The sequence below is a fragment of the Streptomyces sp. NPDC001744 genome (assembly GCF_042892575.1).
In the GTDB taxonomy this organism is placed as follows: Bacteria; Actinomycetota; Actinomycetes; order Streptomycetales; family Streptomycetaceae; genus Streptomyces.
This window is the reverse complement of the sequence record NZ_JBIAUG010000002.1, coordinates 414526-431535: the sequence shown is the minus strand read 5'-3', so window position 1 is coordinate 431535 and position 17010 is coordinate 414526. Positions and strand designations below refer to the sequence as shown.

At 72.3% G+C, this 17010-nt stretch carries 15 protein-coding genes; 6 read left to right on the top strand and 9 right to left on the bottom strand.

What is annotated here, in order from left to right; all coding sequences use genetic code 11:
• Positions 1–528 precede the first annotated feature (528 nt).
• Both gabT and ACFYZY_RS04420 read left to right on the top strand, forming a co-directional pair.
• A complete protein-coding gene (gabT, locus tag ACFYZY_RS04425) occupies positions 529–1863 on the top strand; it encodes a 4-aminobutyrate--2-oxoglutarate transaminase (protein WP_388689320.1) in 1335 nt (444 codons plus the stop codon).
• A gap of 336 nt (positions 1864–2199) precedes the next feature.
• Entirely contained in the window at positions 2200–2733 is a 534-nt protein-coding gene (locus tag ACFYZY_RS04420; protein WP_388689318.1) for a phosphatase PAP2 family protein, read from the top strand.
• A gap of 37 nt (positions 2734–2770) precedes the next feature.
• Here the strand turns inward: ACFYZY_RS04420 and ACFYZY_RS04415 are convergent, their stop codons facing one another.
• The 8 genes from ACFYZY_RS04415 to ACFYZY_RS04380 all read right to left on the bottom strand — a co-directional run bounded on the left by ACFYZY_RS04415 (position 2771) and on the right by ACFYZY_RS04380 (position 12502).
• Entirely contained in the window at positions 2771–4546 is a 1776-nt protein-coding gene (locus tag ACFYZY_RS04415; RefSeq protein ID WP_388689389.1) for a chitinase, read from the bottom strand.
• Between the two features lie 93 nt (positions 4547–4639).
• The gene (locus ACFYZY_RS04410) at positions 4640–5149 is read right to left on the bottom strand and encodes a hypothetical protein (RefSeq protein WP_388689316.1); all 510 of its coding nucleotides are present in this window, start codon (positions 5147–5149) and stop codon (positions 4640–4642) included.
• A gap of 115 nt (positions 5150–5264) precedes the next feature.
• Positions 5265–6683: an NAD(P)/FAD-dependent oxidoreductase gene (locus ACFYZY_RS04405; protein ID WP_388689314.1), complete on the bottom strand. Its 1419-nt coding sequence runs from the start codon at positions 6681–6683 to the stop codon at positions 5265–5267.
• Between the two features lie 36 nt (positions 6684–6719).
• Positions 6720–7517 carry an ABC transporter permease gene (locus ACFYZY_RS04400; protein WP_388689312.1) on the bottom strand — a complete coding sequence of 266 codons (798 nt, stop codon included), beginning with the start codon at positions 7515–7517 and terminating at the stop codon, positions 6720–6722.
• Entirely contained in the window at positions 7517–8449 is a 933-nt protein-coding gene (locus ACFYZY_RS04395; RefSeq protein WP_388689310.1) for an ABC transporter permease, read from the bottom strand. The genes ACFYZY_RS04400 and ACFYZY_RS04395 overlap by 1 nt, the downstream gene beginning before the upstream one ends.
• The gene (locus tag ACFYZY_RS04390; protein ID WP_388689308.1) at positions 8446–9621 is read right to left on the bottom strand and encodes an ABC transporter ATP-binding protein; all 1176 of its coding nucleotides are present in this window, start codon (positions 9619–9621) and stop codon (positions 8446–8448) included. Before ACFYZY_RS04390 ends, ACFYZY_RS04395 begins: the two co-directional genes overlap by 4 nt.
• A gap of 42 nt (positions 9622–9663) precedes the next feature.
• The gene (locus tag ACFYZY_RS04385) at positions 9664–10911 is read right to left on the bottom strand and encodes a PotD/PotF family extracellular solute-binding protein (protein ID WP_388689306.1); all 1248 of its coding nucleotides are present in this window, start codon (positions 10909–10911) and stop codon (positions 9664–9666) included.
• A gap of 73 nt (positions 10912–10984) precedes the next feature.
• A complete protein-coding gene (locus tag ACFYZY_RS04380) occupies positions 10985–12502 on the bottom strand; it encodes a gamma-aminobutyraldehyde dehydrogenase (RefSeq protein WP_388689304.1) in 1518 nt (505 codons plus the stop codon).
• A 175-nt stretch (positions 12503–12677) separates the two neighbouring features.
• Between ACFYZY_RS04380 and ACFYZY_RS04375 the strand changes: the two genes are divergently transcribed.
• Positions 12678–13226 (top strand): NADAR family protein, encoded by a 549-nt coding sequence (locus ACFYZY_RS04375; protein WP_388689303.1) that lies wholly within the window; start codon positions 12678–12680, stop codon positions 13224–13226.
• A 116-nt stretch (positions 13227–13342) separates the two neighbouring features.
• Here ACFYZY_RS04375 and ACFYZY_RS04370 read toward each other — a convergent pair whose 3' ends face one another.
• Positions 13343–14056, bottom strand: a complete 714-nt coding sequence (locus tag ACFYZY_RS04370; protein ID WP_388689302.1) for a DUF4190 domain-containing protein — start codon at positions 14054–14056, stop codon at positions 13343–13345.
• Between the two features lie 75 nt (positions 14057–14131).
• On the opposite strand from ACFYZY_RS04370, the gene ACFYZY_RS04365 reads away from it, so the two are divergent.
• From ACFYZY_RS04365 to ACFYZY_RS04355, 3 genes are all read left to right on the top strand, one after another.
• Positions 14132–15163: an adenosine deaminase gene (locus ACFYZY_RS04365; RefSeq protein WP_388689300.1), complete on the top strand. Its 1032-nt coding sequence runs from the start codon at positions 14132–14134 to the stop codon at positions 15161–15163.
• Between the two features lie 61 nt (positions 15164–15224).
• Positions 15225–15914, top strand: a complete 690-nt coding sequence (locus ACFYZY_RS04360) for a glycerophosphodiester phosphodiesterase (protein ID WP_388689299.1) — start codon at positions 15225–15227, stop codon at positions 15912–15914.
• A gap of 20 nt (positions 15915–15934) precedes the next feature.
• On the top strand, positions 15935–16720 hold the full coding sequence (locus ACFYZY_RS04355; protein ID WP_388689387.1) for an SAM-dependent methyltransferase: 786 nt from the start codon (positions 15935–15937) through the stop codon (positions 16718–16720).
• Positions 16721–17010: the final 290 nt, after the last annotated feature.

The window sequence follows — 17010 nt, the reverse complement described above, 5'->3', positions numbered from 1 at the left end:
CGGCGGAACATGGCGGAACCGCCAGATGCCGAGTCCGGCCCGGGGGCGCGGAGCGTCCAGCCACTCGGCGGGAGCGGTGCGCGCCCCGGGCGCGTGGGCCGGGTGCGGCGGAAGCCCCGGAGCGTGTGCGGGGACGGGCGGGAGGAGCCTCGCCGAGGGGGCCGCCGACGACGGTCCACCGGGCACCGAACCGGTCGGCGGTGCCGGCTTCGGGACCGCCCTCCGGGTGTCGCGCGACTCGTGCGTGCCGTCCGTCTCCATGAACCCCTGCCCCCGACCAGCCGGATCGCCGTCTCTGTGTCATCGCCAATCTAGTGGGACCGGGAGGCCCCGGAGGGATTTCGCCCGGCCCGTGCGGCCGGGCGCCGACAGGACGTTCCCCGTGGGAGCCCCACCCCCTCCCCTGTCCATCCCGGACAACGACACACCCCCCACCACTCCCGATCGGCGCATGCCTCTCCCCCTCCCCCGCGCCTAGCCTGCGGAGGAAACCCGCAAGTGCGTCCAGATCACCCCCAGGAGCCCCGCATGAACGCTGTCCCGCAGGAGCGGCGCGTCGTCACCGCCATCCCCGGTCCGAAGTCGCAGGAGCTTCAGGCCCGCCGCCTCGACGCGGTCGCCGGTGGCGTGGGCTCCACGCTGCCCGTCTTCACCAAGCGGGCCGGCGGCGGCATCATCGAGGACGTCGACGGCAACCGTCTGATCGACTTCGGCTCCGGCATCGCCGTGACCTCGGTCGGCGCCTCCGCCGAGGCCGTCGTGCGCCGCGCCTCCGCGCAGCTCCAGGACTTCACCCACACCTGTTTCATGGTGACGCCGTACGAGGGGTACGTGGAGGTCTGCGAGGCGCTCGCCGAGCTGACCCCGGGCGACCACGCCAAGAAGTCGGCCCTCTTCAACTCGGGCGCCGAGGCCGTCGAGAACGCGGTCAAGATCGCCCGTTCGTACACCAAGCGCCAGGCCGTCGTCGTCTTCGACCACGGCTACCACGGCCGCACCAACCTCACCATGGGCATGACGGCGAAGAACGTGCCGTACAAGCAGGGCTTCGGCCCGTTCGCGCCCGAGGTCTACCGCGTGCCGGTGGCCTACGGCTACCGCTGGCCCACCGGTGCCGAGAACTGCGGCCCCGAGGCCGCCGCCCAGGCGATCGACCAGATCAGCAAGCAGATCGGCGCCGACAACGTCGCCGCGATCGTCATCGAGCCGGTCCTCGGCGAGGGCGGCTTCATCGAGCCGGCCAAGGGCTTCCTGCCGGCGATCGTGAAGTTCGCCAACGACAACGGCATCGTCTTCGTCGCCGACGAGATCCAGGCCGGCTTCTGCCGCACCGGCCAGTGGTTCGCCTGCGAGGACGAGGGCATCGTCCCCGACCTCATCACCACCGCCAAGGGCATCGCGGGCGGTCTGCCGCTCGCCGCCGTCACCGGCCGCGCCGAGATCATGGACTCCGTCCACGGCGGCGGCCTGGGCGGCACCTACGGCGGCAACCCGGTGGCCTGCGCCGGTGCGCTCGGCGCCATCGAGACGATGAAGGAGCTGGACCTCAACGGGAAGGCCCGGCGCATCGAGGAGGTCATGAAGGCCCGCCTCGCCACCATGCAGGAGAAGTTCCCGGTCATCGGCGACATCCGCGGCCGCGGCGCCATGATCGCCATCGAGCTGGTGAAGGACCCGGTCACCAAGGAGCCGTACGCGGAGGCCGCCGGCGCCCTGGCGAAGGCGTGCCACGCGGAGGGCCTGCTCGTCCTGACCTGCGGCACCTACGGCAACGTGCTCCGCTTCCTGCCGCCGCTGGTCATCGGCGAGGACCTGCTGAACGAGGGCCTCGACATCATCGAGAACGCCTTCGCCGGCATCTGACGCGGGTCCGGCACACCGGCCCGAGGGCCGTGGTGTGAAGACTCTGTGGGGGGCCGATGGCGGGACGCGTTTCCCGCTGTCGGCCCCCCGTTCCCTGACGTACGGTTTCCACGGATGAGAGAAACACCCCGGGCGGAGCCTCCCCAGCACCGCCCACACCGTGCCCTCGCGCACGCCGCCGGTGCCTCGTGCCCCGGCACTCCTCACGGATCGGACGGCCGCCCGCCCCACACCCCCCGGGGCGCGCGGCAGCCGGATCCCCTCGGCCGTCCTGGAGCAACCCCCCCTGTTCCAGGACGGCCGGCTCTCCTCTCGGCGCTCGTCGCCCTCGCCGTCGTGACCTGGCAGGTGCTCGTCCACGGCCCCTTGGCCAGGCTCGACGAGCGGGTGTCCCGGGCCCTGGTGGACACGGTCCCCCGGCCCCTCTCCGAACTCGGCGCCGACCTCGGCAACATGTCCGTCGCCCTCCCGGTCCTCGCCTGCGCGGCGGCGTACGCGGTGGGGCGAGGGCGGTGGCGGGCCGCGCTGTACGCGGTTCTCGCCATGGCCGCCGTGCCCCTGCTCGTGGTTCCGCTGAAGGAGTGGACCGGCCGTCCGGGCCCCCTCGAACCGTGGGCGCACGGCTACTACCCCTCGGGCCACACGGCCACCGCGATGGTGGCCTACTTCGGAGCGGCCTTCCTCGTCTCGAACCGCCTGGTCCCCGTCGCCGCCGCGCTGACGGCGGCGACGGGGACCGGACTGGTCCTGCGGGGCTACCACTGGCCGCTGGACGTGGTGGCCTCGGTGGCCCTCTGCCTCCCGCTGCTGCGCTGGCCGGTCCTGGTGGCGCGGTACGGCCCCGGCGTCCGGGCGGATCCCCGGGAGTGAGCCGGCCCGGGTGTTCGCCGGGGCGGCGGGGTGACGGTCAGCTCCAGCCGTACGCGTCGAAGTTCTTCGAGAACTCCCACTGGTTGTAACGGTCCCAGTTGATCGACCAGGTCATCAGGCCGCGCAGGGCGGGCCAGGTGCCGTGGGTCTGGTAGGTGCCGCAGTTCTGCTTCTTCGTCAGGCAGTCCAGGGCCTTGTCGACCTCGGCCGGGCTCGTGTGGCCGTTGCCCGCCTGGGTGGAGGCGGGAAGGCCGATCGCGACCTGCTCGGGGCGGAGGGCCGGGAAGAAGTGGTCCGCGTTGCCGGCGACCGGGAAGCCGGTGAGGAGCATGTCGGTCATGGCGATGTGGAAGTCCGCGCCGCCCATGGAGTGGTACTGGTTGTCCAGGCCCATGATGGAACCCGAGTTGTAGTCCTGGACGTGCAGCAGGGTGAGGTCGTCGCGCAGGGCGTGAATGACCGGCAGGTAGGCGCCGGCGCGCGGGTCCTGGCCGCCCCAGGGGCCGGAGCCGTAGTACTGGTGACCGAGCTGGACGAAGAAGGTCTCCGGGGCCATCGTCAGGACGAACTTCGCGCCGTACTTGGCCTTGAGGGTCTTGACCGCCTGGATCAGGTGGACGACGACCGGGCTGGTCGGGTTGCGGAAGTCGGTGTCGCCGGTCCGGAGCGAGAGGGAGTGGCCCTCGAAGTCGATGTCCAGGCCGTCGAGCCCGTACTCGTCGATGATCTTCGAGACGGAGGCGACGAAGGCGTCGCGGGCGGCCGTGGTCGAGAGCTGGACCTGGCCGTTCTGGCCGCCGATGGAGATGAGGACCTTCTTGCCGGCGGCCTGCTTGGCCTTGATCGCCGCCTTGAACTCGGCCCCCGATTCGACGTTGGGGCATTCGGTGGCCGGGCAGAGCGTGAAGCGGATGTCGCCCGAGGTCACCGAGATCGGCTCGCCGAAGGCCAGGTTGATGACGTCCCAGGAGTCGGGGACGTCGGCCATGCGGACGTAACCGGAGCCGTTGGCGAAGCCGGCATGGAGGTAGCCGACGAGGGCGTGGGCGGGCAGGCCCTGATCACCGCCGCCCACGCCGCCGGTGGTGGTCGCGGTGACGGCGGCGGACTTCGGGGACTCGCCCGCGGCGTTCACGGCGCTGACCTGGAAGGTGTACGCGGTGGAGGGCGTGAGGCCGGTCGCGGTGGCGGAGGTGCCGGTCACCGTCTGGATCCTCGTGGTGCCCCGGTAGACGTGGTACGAGGTGGCGCCGGGGACCGCGCTCCAGGTCAGCGGCACGGTGGTGGAGGTCGGGGAGCCGGCCGCGAGCCCGGTGGGGGCGGCCGGGAGCTGGACCGGGTCGCCGCCGGGGCCGTACAGGGAGAGGTCGTCGGCCTGGTAGGCGGGGGCGCCGTACCAGCCGTGGGTGTAGATCGTGACCGAGGTGGTGGAGGGGCCCGTGGTGAAGCCGGTGCCGAGCTTCTGCCAGTCGGGGGCCGAGCCCGTCCAGGTGGAGACGTCGGTGGTGCCGGTGCCGGTGGCGCCCAGGTACACGTAGCTGCCGCGCACCCAGCCGCTCAGCGCGTACGTGGAGTTGGGCTTCACGGCGACGGTCTGGGAGCAGCGGGCGTTGTCGCTGCCGGCCGGGGTGGCCTGGAGGGCCTTCGTCCCGCCGTGCACGGGCGACGGGACGACGGTGCCGCTGCCCGCCGTGCAGGTCCAGCCGTCGAGGCCGGCCTCGAAGCCGCCGTTGCGGGCGAGTTCGGTGTCGGCGGCCTGGGCGGCGGGGGTGAGCGCGAGGAGTCCGCCGGCGGCGAGGGCGCCCGCCAGCATCAGGGTGAGGGGTCTGGAGCGGTCCACGACTGCCTCCGGAGGTGGGGGGATCGGGTGGAGCGCGCCACAGCATGGTCCAGACCAATCGAGCGGTCAAGACCTCCGTCCGCGCGGTGTCCCCCTCGACCCCTCCCGGTCTCCCCCCTTCCTCCCGGCCAGCCGCCCCGCCGCCTCGTGCATCGCCAGCTCCAGGAGGGCGGGGTCGGTGAGCGTGCCGGTGCCGTCCGGCACCACCAGCCAGCGCACCCCGCCGGTCACGCGGCCGGGGTACGGGGCGACGATCCAGGTGCCGGCGCCCGCGCCCCGGACGCCGGTGCCGAGCCAGCGGGCGGCGGTGCCCGGCGGGACGAAGAAGCCCGTCCGGGCGTCGCCGAAGCCGGCCAGGATGGGACCGGGCCGGTCCACCAGGCGGGTCAGCACGTCGAGCGTGGGGTGACCCAGCCCGGCCGGCAGGATCAGCACGTCCCACCGCACGCCGGCGGGCAGCAGCGCGACCCCGTACGGGTTGCGCTCCCACTCCCACCGGCAGGCGTCGGGGTCGGGCGCGACCGAGGCCAGCCACTCCACCGCGTTCCTGGCGCTCGCGGCCTCCGTACCAGTCATCGCGACGTTCTCCTTCCGCGGGGACACGGTGTCCCCACGGAAGAGAGCCGGGACGGCCGCTCCTCTTACGCGGCTTCGACCACCCCTCACGTGTGACCTGCGTCACACAGGCGTCTCAGCTGTCGAAACCGAGGCCCAGGCGGTCCATGGCCTTCAGCCACAGGTTGCGCCGGCCCCCGTTCTCGTCGGCGCGGGCGAGCGACCACTTGGTGAGGCCGATGCCGGCCCAGGCGACCGGCTCGGGCGGGAACGGCAGCGGCTTGGAGCGGACCATCTCCAGCTCGGTGCGCTCGGTGCGCTCCCCCGCCAGCAGGTCGAGCATCACGTCGGCGCCGAAGCGGGTGGCACCGACGCCCAGCCCGGTGAATCCGGCGGCGTACGCGACCTTCCCCTTGTGGGCCGTGCCGAAGAAGGCCGAGAAGCGGGAGCAGGTGTCGATCGCCCCGCCCCAGGCGTGGCTGAAGCGGAGCCCCTCCAGCTGCGGGAAGCACCGGAAGAAGTGCTCGGCGAGTTTCAGGTAGGTCTCGGGGCGGTGGTCGCGCTCGGCACTGACCTTTCCCCCGAAGGGGTAGATCGCGTCGTAGCCGCCCCAGAGGATGCGGTGGTCGGCGGTGATCCGGAAGTAGTGGAACCGGTTGGCGGAGTCGCCGAGCCCCTGCCGGTTGTGCCAGCCGACGGAGGCGAGCTGCCCGGGGGTGAGCGGCTCGGTCGTCAGGGCGTAGTCGTAGACCGGGACGGTGTAGGCCCGGACGCGCCGGACCAGGGACGGGAAGACGTTGGTGCCGAGGGCGACCCGGCGGGCGACGACCCTGCCGTACGGGGTGCGCACGCCCATGCCGGCGCCGAAGGGGGCCAGGTCGAGACCCGGGGTGTTCTCGAAGATCCGGACGCCCAGGCCGAGACAGGCCCGCTTGAGGCCCCAGGCCAGCTTGGCGGGGTGCAGCATGGCGACGCCGCGGCGGTCCCAGAGGCCGCCGAGGAAGGTCGGGGAGTCGACCTCGGCGCGCACGGCGTCCCGGTCGAGGAGTTCGAGGCCGTCCGCGAGGCCGAGCCGCTCGACCTCCCCGTACGTCTCGGCCAGCTCCCCGAGCTGGTGGGGTTCGGTGGCCACGTCGATCTCGCCGGTGCGTTCGAAGTCGCAGTCCAGGGAGTAGCGGGTGACGGCCTCCTCGATGGCGTCGAGGTTCCGCCCGCCCAGCTCCTCCAGCTTCGGCAGCTCGCCCGGCCAGCGGGCGAGCCCGTTGCCGAAGCCGTGGGTGAGGGAGGCCGCGCAGAAGCCCCCGTTGCGGCCCGAGGCGGCCCAGCCCACCTCGCGGCCCTCGATCAGGACGACGTCCCGGGAGGGGTCGCGCTCCTTGGCGAGGAGCGCGGTCCACAGTCCGCTGTAGCCGCCGCCGACCACGAGGAGGTCGCACTTCTCGGTGCCGGTGAGGGCGGGCAGGGCTCCGGGCTTGCCGGGGTCCTCCAGCCAGAAGGGGACGGGCTGGGCGTCGGAGAGAGAGTGGGCGGCGAGACGCATGGCGGCTGGGGCCATGGTTTCCAACTCCTTCGGTGCCTGGGCGGTATCCGCTCAGGCCGTCGCTGTTTTCTTGCGCCGGTTCGCAATGATCTGCCCGGCCATGACCACCAGGACCGCGAGGACGAACATCGCGGTACCGATGACGTTGATCTGAACGGGGGTGCCGCGCTGCGCCGAGCCCCAGACGAACATGGGGAAGGTGACGGTGGAGGGACCCGCGTTGAAGTTGGTGATGATGAAGTCGTCGAACGAGAGGGCGAAGGCGAGCAGTCCGCCGGCGGCGATGCCGGGCGCGGCGATCGGCAGGGTGACCCGCAGGAAGGTCTGCGCGGGCCCCGCGTAGAGGTCGCGCGCGGCCTCCTCCAGGCGCGGGTCCATGGACATGACCCGGGCCTTGACCGCCGTCACGACGAACGACAGGCAGAACGTGACGTGGGCGATCAGGACCGTCCAGAAACCCAGCTCGATCCCCATGTTGAGGAAGAGGGTGAGCAGGGAGGCGGCCATGACGACCTCGGGCATCGCCATCGGCAGGAAGATCAGCGAGTTGATCGCACCGCGCGCCCGGAAGCGGTAGCGGACGAGCGCGAAGGCGATCGCGGTGCCGAGGGCGACGGCGCCGAGGGTGGCCCAGGCGGCGAGCTGGAGCGAGAGCGACAGCGACTGGCACATGTCGGCGACGCCGCAGGGGTCCTTCCAGGCGTCCAGGGAGAACCGCTGCCAGGAGTAGTTGAAGCGCCCGTTCGGCTTGTTGAACGAGAACGCCATGACGACGAGGTTCGGCAGGATCATGTACGCGAGCGTCAGCAGGCCCGCGACGACGACGAGGTTGCGTCGTATCCAGCGCATCAGACCAGGTCCTCCGTTCCGGCACGGCGGATGTAGACGGTGACCATGACGAGGACGACCGCCATGAGGATGAAGGAGAGCGCGGCGGCCGTCGGGTAGTCGAGGACCCGCAGGAACTGGGACTGGATGACGTTGCCGACCATCTTGGTGTCGGTCGAGCCGAGCAGTTCGGCGTTGACGTAGTCGCCGCTCGCCGGGATGAAGGTGAGCAGGGTGCCGGAGACGACGCCGGGCATCGAGAGCGGGAAGGTCACCTTGCGGAAGGTGGTGGCCGGGGAGGCGTACAGGTCCCGCGCGGCCTCGTGGAGCCGCCCGTCGATCCGCTCCAGGGAGGTGTAGAGGGGCAGGATCATGAAGGGCAGGAAGTTGTACGTCAGACCGCAGACCACCGCCATCGGGGTGGCGAGCACGCGGTCGCCCTCGGTCCAGCCGAGCCAGCTCGTCACGTCGAGGACGTGCAGCGCGTTCAGCACGCCGACCACGGGGCTGTCGTCCGCCAGGATCGTCTTCCACGCCAGGGTCCGGATGAGGAAGCTGGTGAAGAAGGGCGCGATGACGAGGACGAGGAGCAGGTTGCGCAGGCGGCCGGCCCGGAAGGCGATCAGGTACGCGAGCGGATAGCCGAGCAGCAGGCAGAACAGGGTCGCGGTCCCGGCGTAGAGCAGGGAGCGGACGAACTGCGGCCAGTACTCCTGGAGCGCCTCCCAGTAGGTCGGGAAGTGCCAGGTGACCCGGAAGCCGGCTTCGAGGGAGCCGGTCTGGACCGAGGTGGACGCCTGGTAGACCAGCGGCAGCGCGAAGAAGACGAGCAGCCAGACGATGCCGGGCAGCAGCAGCCAGTACGGGACGAGCCGCTTGCGGGCGGAGGGCCTGCGCGGGGCCGGTTCCCCGGCCGTCTCCGGCGCCTCCTTCGTGAGGGTGGGAGCGCTCATCCGGCGTCCTCCACGCTCTCCACGCCCGCGTCGATGGCCTGGTCGGCGTCGAGCCCGAAGGTGTGGGCCGGGTTCCAGTGCAGGACCACCTCGGCGCCCGGGACCAGGCGCGTGTCGCGCTCGATGTTCTGCTCGTAGACCTGGAGCGCGGCCCCCGCCGGGCTGTCCACCACGTACTGGGTGGAGACGCCGATGAAGGAGGAGTCGGCGATCCGGCCGGTGACGCGGTTGCGGCCGCCGGCCATCGCACCGGCGTCGTCCGCGTGCGTGAGGGAGATCTTCTCGGGGCGGACGCCCACGAGCACCTTGCCGCCCGCGCGGACGGCGGCGGTACAGCGGTCGGCGGGGATCCTGAGCCTGCCGCCGCCCGCCGAGACGAGCACGTCCGTTCCGGCGGAGCCCGCTTCCAGGACCTCGGCCTCGATGAGGTTGGAGGTGCCGAGGAAGTTGGCGACGAAGGTGGTCCGGGGGTTCTCGTAGAGGTCGGCGGGGGCGCCGAGCTGCTCGACCCGGCCGCCGTTCATCACCGCGACCTGGTCGGCCATGGTCATGGCCTCCTCCTGGTCGTGGGTGACGTGCACGAAGGTGATGCCGACCTCGGTCTGGATGCGCTTGAGTTCGAGCTGCATCTGGCGGCGCAGCTTGAGGTCGAGGGCGCCGAGCGGCTCGTCGAGGAGGAGCACCTGCGGATGGTTGATGAGGGCGCGGGCCACGGCGACGCGCTGCTGCTGGCCGCCGGAGAGCTGGTGCGGCTTGTGCCGGGCCTTGTCGCCGAGCTGGACGAGTTCCAGCATCTCGTCGACCTGCTTCTTCACCTCCTTGACGCCGCGGCGGCGCAGGCCGAAGGCGATGTTCTCGGAGATGTCCATGTGCGGGAAGAGCGCGTAGGACTGGAAGACGGTGTTGACCGGTCGCTTGTAGGGCGGGAGGTCGGTGACGTCGGTGTCGCCGAGGAAGACGGTGCCGGTGGTGGGGTCCTCCAGGCCGGCGATCATGCGCAGGGTGGTGGTCTTGCCGCAGCCGGAGGCGCCGAGGAGGGCGAAGAAGGAGCCGCGCGGGACGGTCAGGTCGAGCGGGTGGACGGCGGTGAAGGAGCCGTACGTCTTGCTGATCCCGGTGAGACGGACGTCGCCGCCGGTGCTCTTTCCGGTGTGAGCAGTCTTGTCGGTCATGGGGTGTGGTCCCGGGGGTGAGAGGGGTGGACGCGGCCGGACTCAGGCGCCGATGAGCTTGGCGAACTTCTCCTCGTACGCCGTCTCCTCCGCGCCGGTGAGCGAGCGGAAGGCGTGCGACTTCCGGGCCATGGCCCGGTCGGGGAGGATCAGCGTGTTGCCGGCGAGCTCGGGGTCGATCCTGGCGAGTTCGTCCTTCACCCCGTCGACGGGGCAGACGTAGTTGATGTACGCGGCGAGCTGCGCGGCGACCGGGGGGTCGTAGTAGTGGTCGATGAGCTTCTCGGCGTTGGTCTTGTGCCGGGACTGCGCGGGGACGAGCAGGTTGTCGGTGGAGGTGATGTAGCCGGCCGCCGGTACGGAGTAGCGGATGTCGGGGTTGTCCGCCTGGAGCTGGATGATGTCGCCGGCCCAGGCGAGGCAGGCGGCGATGTCGCCCTTGTCGAGGTCGGACGTGTAGTCGTTGCCGGTGAAGCGGCGTATCTGCTTCTTGTCGACGCCCTTCTGGAGGCGTCCGATCGCCGCGTCGTAGTCGGCGTCCGTGAAGCGGCCCGGGTCCTTGCCGAGGTCGAGCAGCGTCATGCCGACGGAGTCGCGCATCTCGGTGAGGAAGCCGACCCGGCCCTTGAGGGAGGGGTCGTCCAGGAGCTGGGTGACGGAGTCGACCTTCTTCCCGCCGGTCGCCTTCACGTTGTACGCGATGACGGTGGAGATGCCCGTCCAGGGGTACGAGTGGGCGCGGCCCGGGTCCCAGTCGGGGTTGCGGAACTGGGCGGAGAGGTTCGTGTACGCGTGGGGGAGGTTCGCGGGGTCGAGCCTCTGCGCCCAGCCGAGCCGGATCATCCGGGCGGCGAGCCAGTCGGTGACGCAGATGAGGTCGCGGCCGGTGTCCTGGCCGGCCGCGAGCTGCGGCTTGACCTTGCCGAAGAACTCGACGTTGTCGTTGATGTCCTCGGTGTACTTGACCTGTATCCCGGTGCGCCGGGTGAACGCCTCCAGGGTGGGGCGGGACTTCTCGTCCTCACCGACGTCCATGTACTCGGTCCAGTTGGAGAAGGCGACGGTCTTCTCCCTGGCCGAGTCGTCGGTGGAGGCGGTGGCGCCGCCCTCCCGCTTGGCGGGCGGGATGCCACAGGCGCTCAGGCCGGCGAGGCCGCCGGCGGTGAGCGCGCCGACGCCGCCCGCGCGCAGCACCGAACGGCGGCTGAGGGCGCCCCTGCCGTTCGTCAGGCTGCGCCGCATCGCCGCGCGCTGCGCGGCGGACAGGCTGTCGGGCTCGTACTGCTCCATGCGCTGTGCCCTTTCGGGAGGGATGAGCCGCTGGTCGGGCGGCGGGCTCCACACGGCGGTGGCCGCGTGTCGGTTACGGACGGTCCCCGAAGATCGTGCGGTGCCAGTCCTTGGCCGCCACCGCGGTGTTGTCGAACATCACGTGCTTGACCTGGGTGTACTCCTCGAAGGAGTAGGCCGACATGTCCTTTCCGTAGCCGGATGCCTTGGCGCCGCCGTGGGGCATCTCGCTGATGATCGGGATGTGGTCGTTGATCCACACGCATCCCGCCTGGATCTCCCGCGTGGCGCGGTTGGCCCGGTAGACGTCACGGCTCCACGCGGAGGCGGCGAGGCCGTAGGGGGTGTCGTTGGCGAGCCGGATGCCCTCGTCGTCGGTGTCGAAGGGCAGGGCCACCAGGACCGGGCCGAAGATCTCCGACTGCACGACCTCGCTGTCCTGCGCCGCGCCGGTGATCAGGGTGGGACGGTAGTATGCGCCGTTCTCGAGCTCGCCACCAGGTGCTTCGCCGCCGGTGACGACGGTGGCGGAGGCACGGGCGCGCTCGACGAAGCCGGCGACGGCGTCCCGGTGGCGGTGGCTGACGAGCGGGCCGAGGTCGGTGTCCGGCGCGAAGGGGTCGCCGACGCGGACGGTCTCCATGAGGGCGGCGACCCGGGCGACGAAGGCGTCGAAGAGCGGGCGCTGGACGTACGCGCGCGTGGCGGCGGTGCAGTCCTGGCCGCTGTTGATGAGGGAGGCGGCGACGGCGCCCCGGGCGGCGGCCTCCAGGTCGGCGTCGTCGAAGACGAGGAACGGGGCCTTGCCGCCGAGTTCGAGGTGGAGCCGCTTCACGGTGGCGGTGGCGATCTCGGCGACCCGCCTGCCGACGGGGGTGGACCCGGTGAAGGAGGTCATGGCGACGCCGGGGTGGCCGACGAGGTGTTCGCCGGCGGTCCGCCCGGTGCCGTTGACGATGTTGATCACGCCGTCGGGGATGCCGGCCTCCTTCGCCGCCTGCGCGAACATCAGGGAGGTCAGCGGGGTCAGCTCGGACGGCTTCAGGACGATCGTGTTGCCGGCGGCGATCGCGGGGAGGATCTTCCAGGCGGCCATCTGGAGCGGGTAGTTCCAGGGGGCGATGGACCCGACGACGCCGATGGGCTCGCGCCGGACGTACGAGGTGTGGTCGGCGCTGTACTCGGCGGCCGACTGGCCCTGGAGGTGGCGGGCGGCCCCCGCGAAGAAGACCGTGTTGTCGATCGTGCCGGGCACGTCGAACCCGGTGGTGAGCCTGAGCGGCTTGCCGCACTGGAGGGACTCGGCCGCGGCGAGGTCCTCCGCCCACTCCGTGAGGACCCCGGCGAGGCGGTGCAGCGCGTCGGAGCGCTCGCCCGGGGTGGCGCCCGCCCAGACCGGGAAGGCGGCCCCGGCGGCGGCGACCGCCTCGTCCACGTCCGCGGTGGAGGCGAGGGCGTAGGTGTACACGCTCCCGCCGGTCGCCGGGTCGGTCACGCTGTGTTCCCGTCCGGACGTCCCGGGGCGGAGCCGTCCGCCGATGTACTGCGCGCCGTCCGCGAAGCGGTCCGTCGCCTGGAAGCGGTTGCCCATGACGCTCTCCGTTGTCCCAGCTCGAATTGAGTGCCGATCCTGACAGAGGGGAGAACACCCAACAAGTGATTCCGTTGTTGCCTTTTGATTACGCGACGGATTCGGTCGACCATCTGTCGAGGTCGCCGAAAAATCTCCGTACGGAGTGTCCGTGGCGGATGCCAGACTCGCGTGCATGAGCGCGATCGAGGAGCTGACACGGCAGGTCAGCAGGGGCGACCGGGTCAGGTGGCTGCACTTCTGGGGACACCGTCCGCACCCGGGCGGACACCTCTCGGCGAGCTGTCTCAGCCAGTGGTGGCCGTCCCCCTTCACGGTCGGCGGGGTGGCGTACGCGACCGCCGAGCACTGGATGATGGCCGCCAAGGCGCGCCTCTTCGGGGACGCGGACGCCGAGCGCGCCGCACTGGCCGCCCGCACCCCGGCGGAGGCCAAGAAGGCGGGCCGGCTGGTGCGGGGCTTCGACGACGCGGTGTGGGGGCGGGAGCGCTTCGGGATCGTGGTCGACGGGAGCGTCCACAAGTTCTCCTCGGACGAGGGCCTGCGCGCCTACCTGCTCGGCACCGGGAACCGCGTCCTGGTGGAGGCCAGCCCGGTGGACCGCGTCTGGGGCATCGGGCTCGCCGCGACCGACCCCGGCGCCCTCGATCCGGCCCGCTGGCGCGGCCTCAACCTCCTGGGCTTCGCCCTCATGGAGGCACGGGAACGCCTCCGGGCGGCCTGACCCCGGGACGGCCCGGAGGCGGGCCGGGAAGGAACGGCTCCGGGCGGCCCCGGACGGGCGGCCGGGGCCCGCGCCGGTGCCGGACCGGTGCGGGGCGGTCCCGTCCGCCCCTCCGTTCAGCGAAGGGCGCCGACGGAGACCCGGCTCGTCGACCAGGGGTCGTCCGGGCTGTCGTCCCACTCGTCCGCGTGCGTGACGAGGAAGGCGATGAGGACGATGCCCGCGATGCCGAGGACGATGCCGACGGAGCCGAGCGCGATGCCGGCCACGGCCTGTCCCCGGTTGTCCGCCTCGCCCCGCAGGCTCTTCTTGCGGGCGACGATGCCGAGGGGCAGCGCGATCCCGCCCAGGATCAGGCCCATGATGCCGTAGGAGCAGACCGAGAGCACCACGGCGAGGATGCCGAGCACCATGGCCGCCGTGCCCATGCCGTTGTTCTGCGACTGCTGCCGGAGGGGGCCGTACGCCGGATAGCCCGGGTAGCCGGGGTGGCCGTACCCGGCGGGCGGCACGGGCGCCGTCGGGTAACCGTAGCCGCCGGGGGCCGCCGGGTGACCGTAACCCCCGGGAGCGGCCGGATGGCCGTACGCGCCGGGGACCGCGCCGCCGGGCGCGATCGGCGGCGGCGGCACGTCACCGCCGGGCGCCGGCACCCCGGGCATGGACGCGACCGTCGGCTGGTCGTGCGCCGGCGGGGCCGTCGGCCGGTCGTGCGCGGGCGGGGTCGGCGGAGTCGGCGACTTGCTCAGCTCCACCCCGTCGCGAGGGGGCGGAGCCCACGGGTCCGCCGGGCCGTGACCGTCCCTCGGCTGTTCTCGATCGTCGGACATGTGCCTCCCCCGTCGTGGTCACGTCATGCTAAAGCCTCACCCCTGTGGGGGAACCACCCGGCCTACGATGACCCGATGACCGATCTGCACCCCTTCATCGCGGGCCTCCCCAAGGCCGAGCTGCACGTCCACCACGTGGGGTCCGCCTCGCCCCGGATCGTCGCGGAACTCGCGGCCCGTCACCCGGACTCCAAGGTCCCCACGGACCCGGAGGCGCTGGCCGACTACTTCACGTTCACGGACTTCGCGCACTTCATCGACGTCTACCTGTCGGTGGTCGACCTGGTCCGCACGCCCGAGGACGTCCGGCTGCTGACCTTCGAGGTCGCCCGCGACATGGCCCGCCAGAACATCCGTTACGCCGAACTGACCGTCACCCCCTACTCCTCCACCCGTCGCGGCATCGACGAGGGCGCCTTCATGGAGGCGATCGAGGACGCCCGCAAGGCGGCCGAGGCCGAGTTCGGCACGGTCCTGCGCTGGTGCTTCGACATCCCGGGCGAGGCCGGCCTCGAAGCCGCCGAGGAGACCGCGCGGCTGGCCACCGCCGACGGGCTGCGCCCGGAGGGCCTGGTCTCCTTCGGCCTCGGCGGCCCGGAGATCGGGGTGCCGCGCCCCCAGTTCCAGCCGTACTTCGACCGGGCGCGGGCGGCCGGCCTGCGGTCCGTCCCGCACGCGGGCGAGACGACCGGCCCGGAGACCGTCTGGGACGCGATCCGGTTCCTGGGCGCCGAGCGCATCGGCCACGGCACCAGCTCGGTCCGGGACCCGGAGCTCCTGGCGTACCTGGCCGAGCACCGCATCGCCCTGGAGGTCTGCCCGACCTCCAACATCGCCACCCGGGCCGTGGCGACCCTGGAGGAGCACCCGGTCCGGCGGATGGTGGACGCCGGCGTGCTCGTCACGGTCAACAGCGACGACCCGCCGATGTTCGGCACCGACCTGAACAACGAGTACGCGGTCGCCGCCCGGCTCCTGGACCTCGACGAGCGCGGTCTCGCCGCCCTCGCCCGGAACGCGGTGGAGGCGTCCTTCCTCGACGCGGCAGGCAAGGCCCGGCTCCTCGCCGAGATCGACGCGTACACCGAGGAGTGGACGGCGCGCTGACGGCGTCCGTACGGCGGCCCCGCCGTCGGCACCGGCGCCGGGCGGCGCCCACAATGGCCCCATGCGATCCGTCACTGTCGTAGGCCACCGCGGCGACCCGTACCGCGCCCGTGAGAACACGCTGCGTTCGATCGTCTCGGCGATCGAACGGGGGGCGGACGCGGTCGAGGTCGACGTCCGGCTGACGCGGGACGGGGTGCCCGTCCTCCTCCACGACGACACCCTGAAGCGCCTCTGGGGCCTGGACCGGCCGCTCTCCGCGCTCTCGTACGCGCAGGTGGAGGAGGCGACGGCGGGCGGGGTGCCGCCCCTGCGGGAGGCGCTGCTCGCCGCCGGGGACCACCGGCTGATGCTGGACCTGCCGGGCGGGAACGAGGAATCGGTCCGGAAGATCGTCGGCACGGTCCACGAGTGCGGCGCCGGGGAGCGGGTCTACTACTGCGCGGGCACCGTCGCCATGCTCCAGGTGCGGGCGGCCGATCCGGCCGCCGAGATCGCCCTGACCTGGACCTCGCTCGCCCCGCCCCGCCCCGTGCTCCTCGACGCCGTGCGCCCGCGCTGGCTGAACTACCGTTTCGGCCTGGTGAGTCGGGAGCTGAGCGAGCGGGTGCACCGGGACGGCCTGCTCGTCTCCGCCTGGACGGCGGACACGAGGCGCACCATGCGTAAGCTGATCAAGAACGGGGTGGACGCGATCACCACGAACCGCGTCGACGCCCTCGCCTCCGTCCTGCGAAAGGCCCCCGCGTGAACGACCGCGCACACCACAGCGTGAACGACCGCATCCGCACCGACATCGCCCACAACGCCCGGGTGTGGAACTACTGGCTGGGCGGCAAGGACAACTACCCGGTGGACCGCGCGGTCGGCGCGCAGGTCACCGGCTTCTACCCGAGCATCGGCGAAGTGGCGCGCGCGGACCGGGCGTTCCTCGGCCGGGTGGTGACCCACCTGGCGGCCGGGGAGGGCGTCCGCCAGTTCCTGGACATCGGCACCGGCCTGCCGACCGCCGACAACACCCACGAGGTGGCGCAGCGGGCCGCCCCGGACGCCCGGATCGTCTACGTCGACAACGACCCGATCGTCCTCACCCACGCCCGCGCGCTCCTGACCAGCGCGCCGGAGGGCGTCACCGAGTACGTCGACGCCGACGCGCACGACCCGGCGGGCATCCTGGAGGCGGCGTCGGCCACCCTGGACCTCTCCCGTCCGGTCGCGGTGATGATGCTCGGCATCCTCAACTTCGTCCTGGACACCGACGAGGCCCGGTCGATCGTGCGGACCCTGATGGCCGCCGTCCCCTCCGGCAGCTTCCTGGTGCTCACCCACCCCACCCTGGAGCCGGAGCTGGGCGGCGAGGGGAACGAGGCCGCGATGGCCTTCTGGAACGAGAACGCGACCCCGCCGATCACCGCCCGCACCCGGGAGGAGTTCACCTCGTTCTTCGAGGGCCTCGACCTGCTGGAGCCGGGCGTCGTCTCCTGCTCGCGCTGGCGGCCCTCCTCGCGGGAGACGCACGTGGTGGCGCAGTTCGGCGCGGTGGGCCGCAAGCCGTAATGGGCATGCGGGGGGGGACGTGCGCGGCGGGTGGGAGCGGGCGCGGACCCGGGGCGCGGCGACCCCGTGGGCGGTGGACGCCGGGATCGCGCTCGCCCCGGCCGTGGCCTCGGCTCCGGCCGCGACCGCGCGGCACGCGCCGGGCGCCGGTCCGGCGAAGGCCATGCCGGCGGTGATCGCGGCCTCCCCCGCGCCGACGCGACGACCGCGCTCGTCCGGGCCGGGTCACGGGGGTTTCCCGGCACGGGAGTTCGGGCGTCCACGACCCGGAGTGCGGCGCCCCGGCGGCG

Bases quoted from the DNA above. Each gene is read 5' to 3' on its own strand.
- ACFYZY_RS04360 (WP_388689299.1), top strand. From the start codon at position 15,225: ATGCGATCCGTCACTGTCGTAGGCCACCGCGGCGACCCGTACCGCGCC.
- gabT (WP_388689320.1), top strand. From the start codon at position 529: ATGAACGCTGTCCCGCAGGAGCGGCGCGTCGTCACCGCCATCCCCGGT.
- ACFYZY_RS04385 (WP_388689306.1), bottom strand. From the start codon at position 10,911: ATGGAGCAGTACGAGCCCGACAGCCTGTCCGCCGCGCAGCGCGCGGCG.
- ACFYZY_RS04365 (WP_388689300.1), top strand. From the start codon at position 14,132: ATGACCGATCTGCACCCCTTCATCGCGGGCCTCCCCAAGGCCGAGCTG.
- ACFYZY_RS04415 (WP_388689389.1), bottom strand. From the start codon at position 4,546: ATGCTGGCGGGCGCCCTCGCCGCCGGCGGACTCCTCGCGCTCACCCCC.
- ACFYZY_RS04390 (WP_388689308.1), bottom strand. From the start codon at position 9,621: ATGACCGACAAGACTGCTCACACCGGAAAGAGCACCGGCGGCGACGTC.
- ACFYZY_RS04370 (WP_388689302.1), bottom strand. From the start codon at position 14,056: ATGTCCGACGATCGAGAACAGCCGAGGGACGGTCACGGCCCGGCGGAC.
- ACFYZY_RS04405 (WP_388689314.1), bottom strand. From the start codon at position 6,683: ATGGCCCCAGCCGCCATGCGTCTCGCCGCCCACTCTCTCTCCGACGCC.
- ACFYZY_RS04400 (WP_388689312.1), bottom strand. From the start codon at position 7,517: ATGCGCTGGATACGACGCAACCTCGTCGTCGTCGCGGGCCTGCTGACG.
- ACFYZY_RS04380 (WP_388689304.1), bottom strand. From the start codon at position 12,502: ATGGGCAACCGCTTCCAGGCGACGGACCGCTTCGCGGACGGCGCGCAG.
- ACFYZY_RS04375 (WP_388689303.1), top strand. From the start codon at position 12,678: ATGAGCGCGATCGAGGAGCTGACACGGCAGGTCAGCAGGGGCGACCGG.
- ACFYZY_RS04395 (WP_388689310.1), bottom strand. From the start codon at position 8,449: ATGAGCGCTCCCACCCTCACGAAGGAGGCGCCGGAGACGGCCGGGGAA.
- ACFYZY_RS04410 (WP_388689316.1), bottom strand. From the start codon at position 5,149: ATGACTGGTACGGAGGCCGCGAGCGCCAGGAACGCGGTGGAGTGGCTG.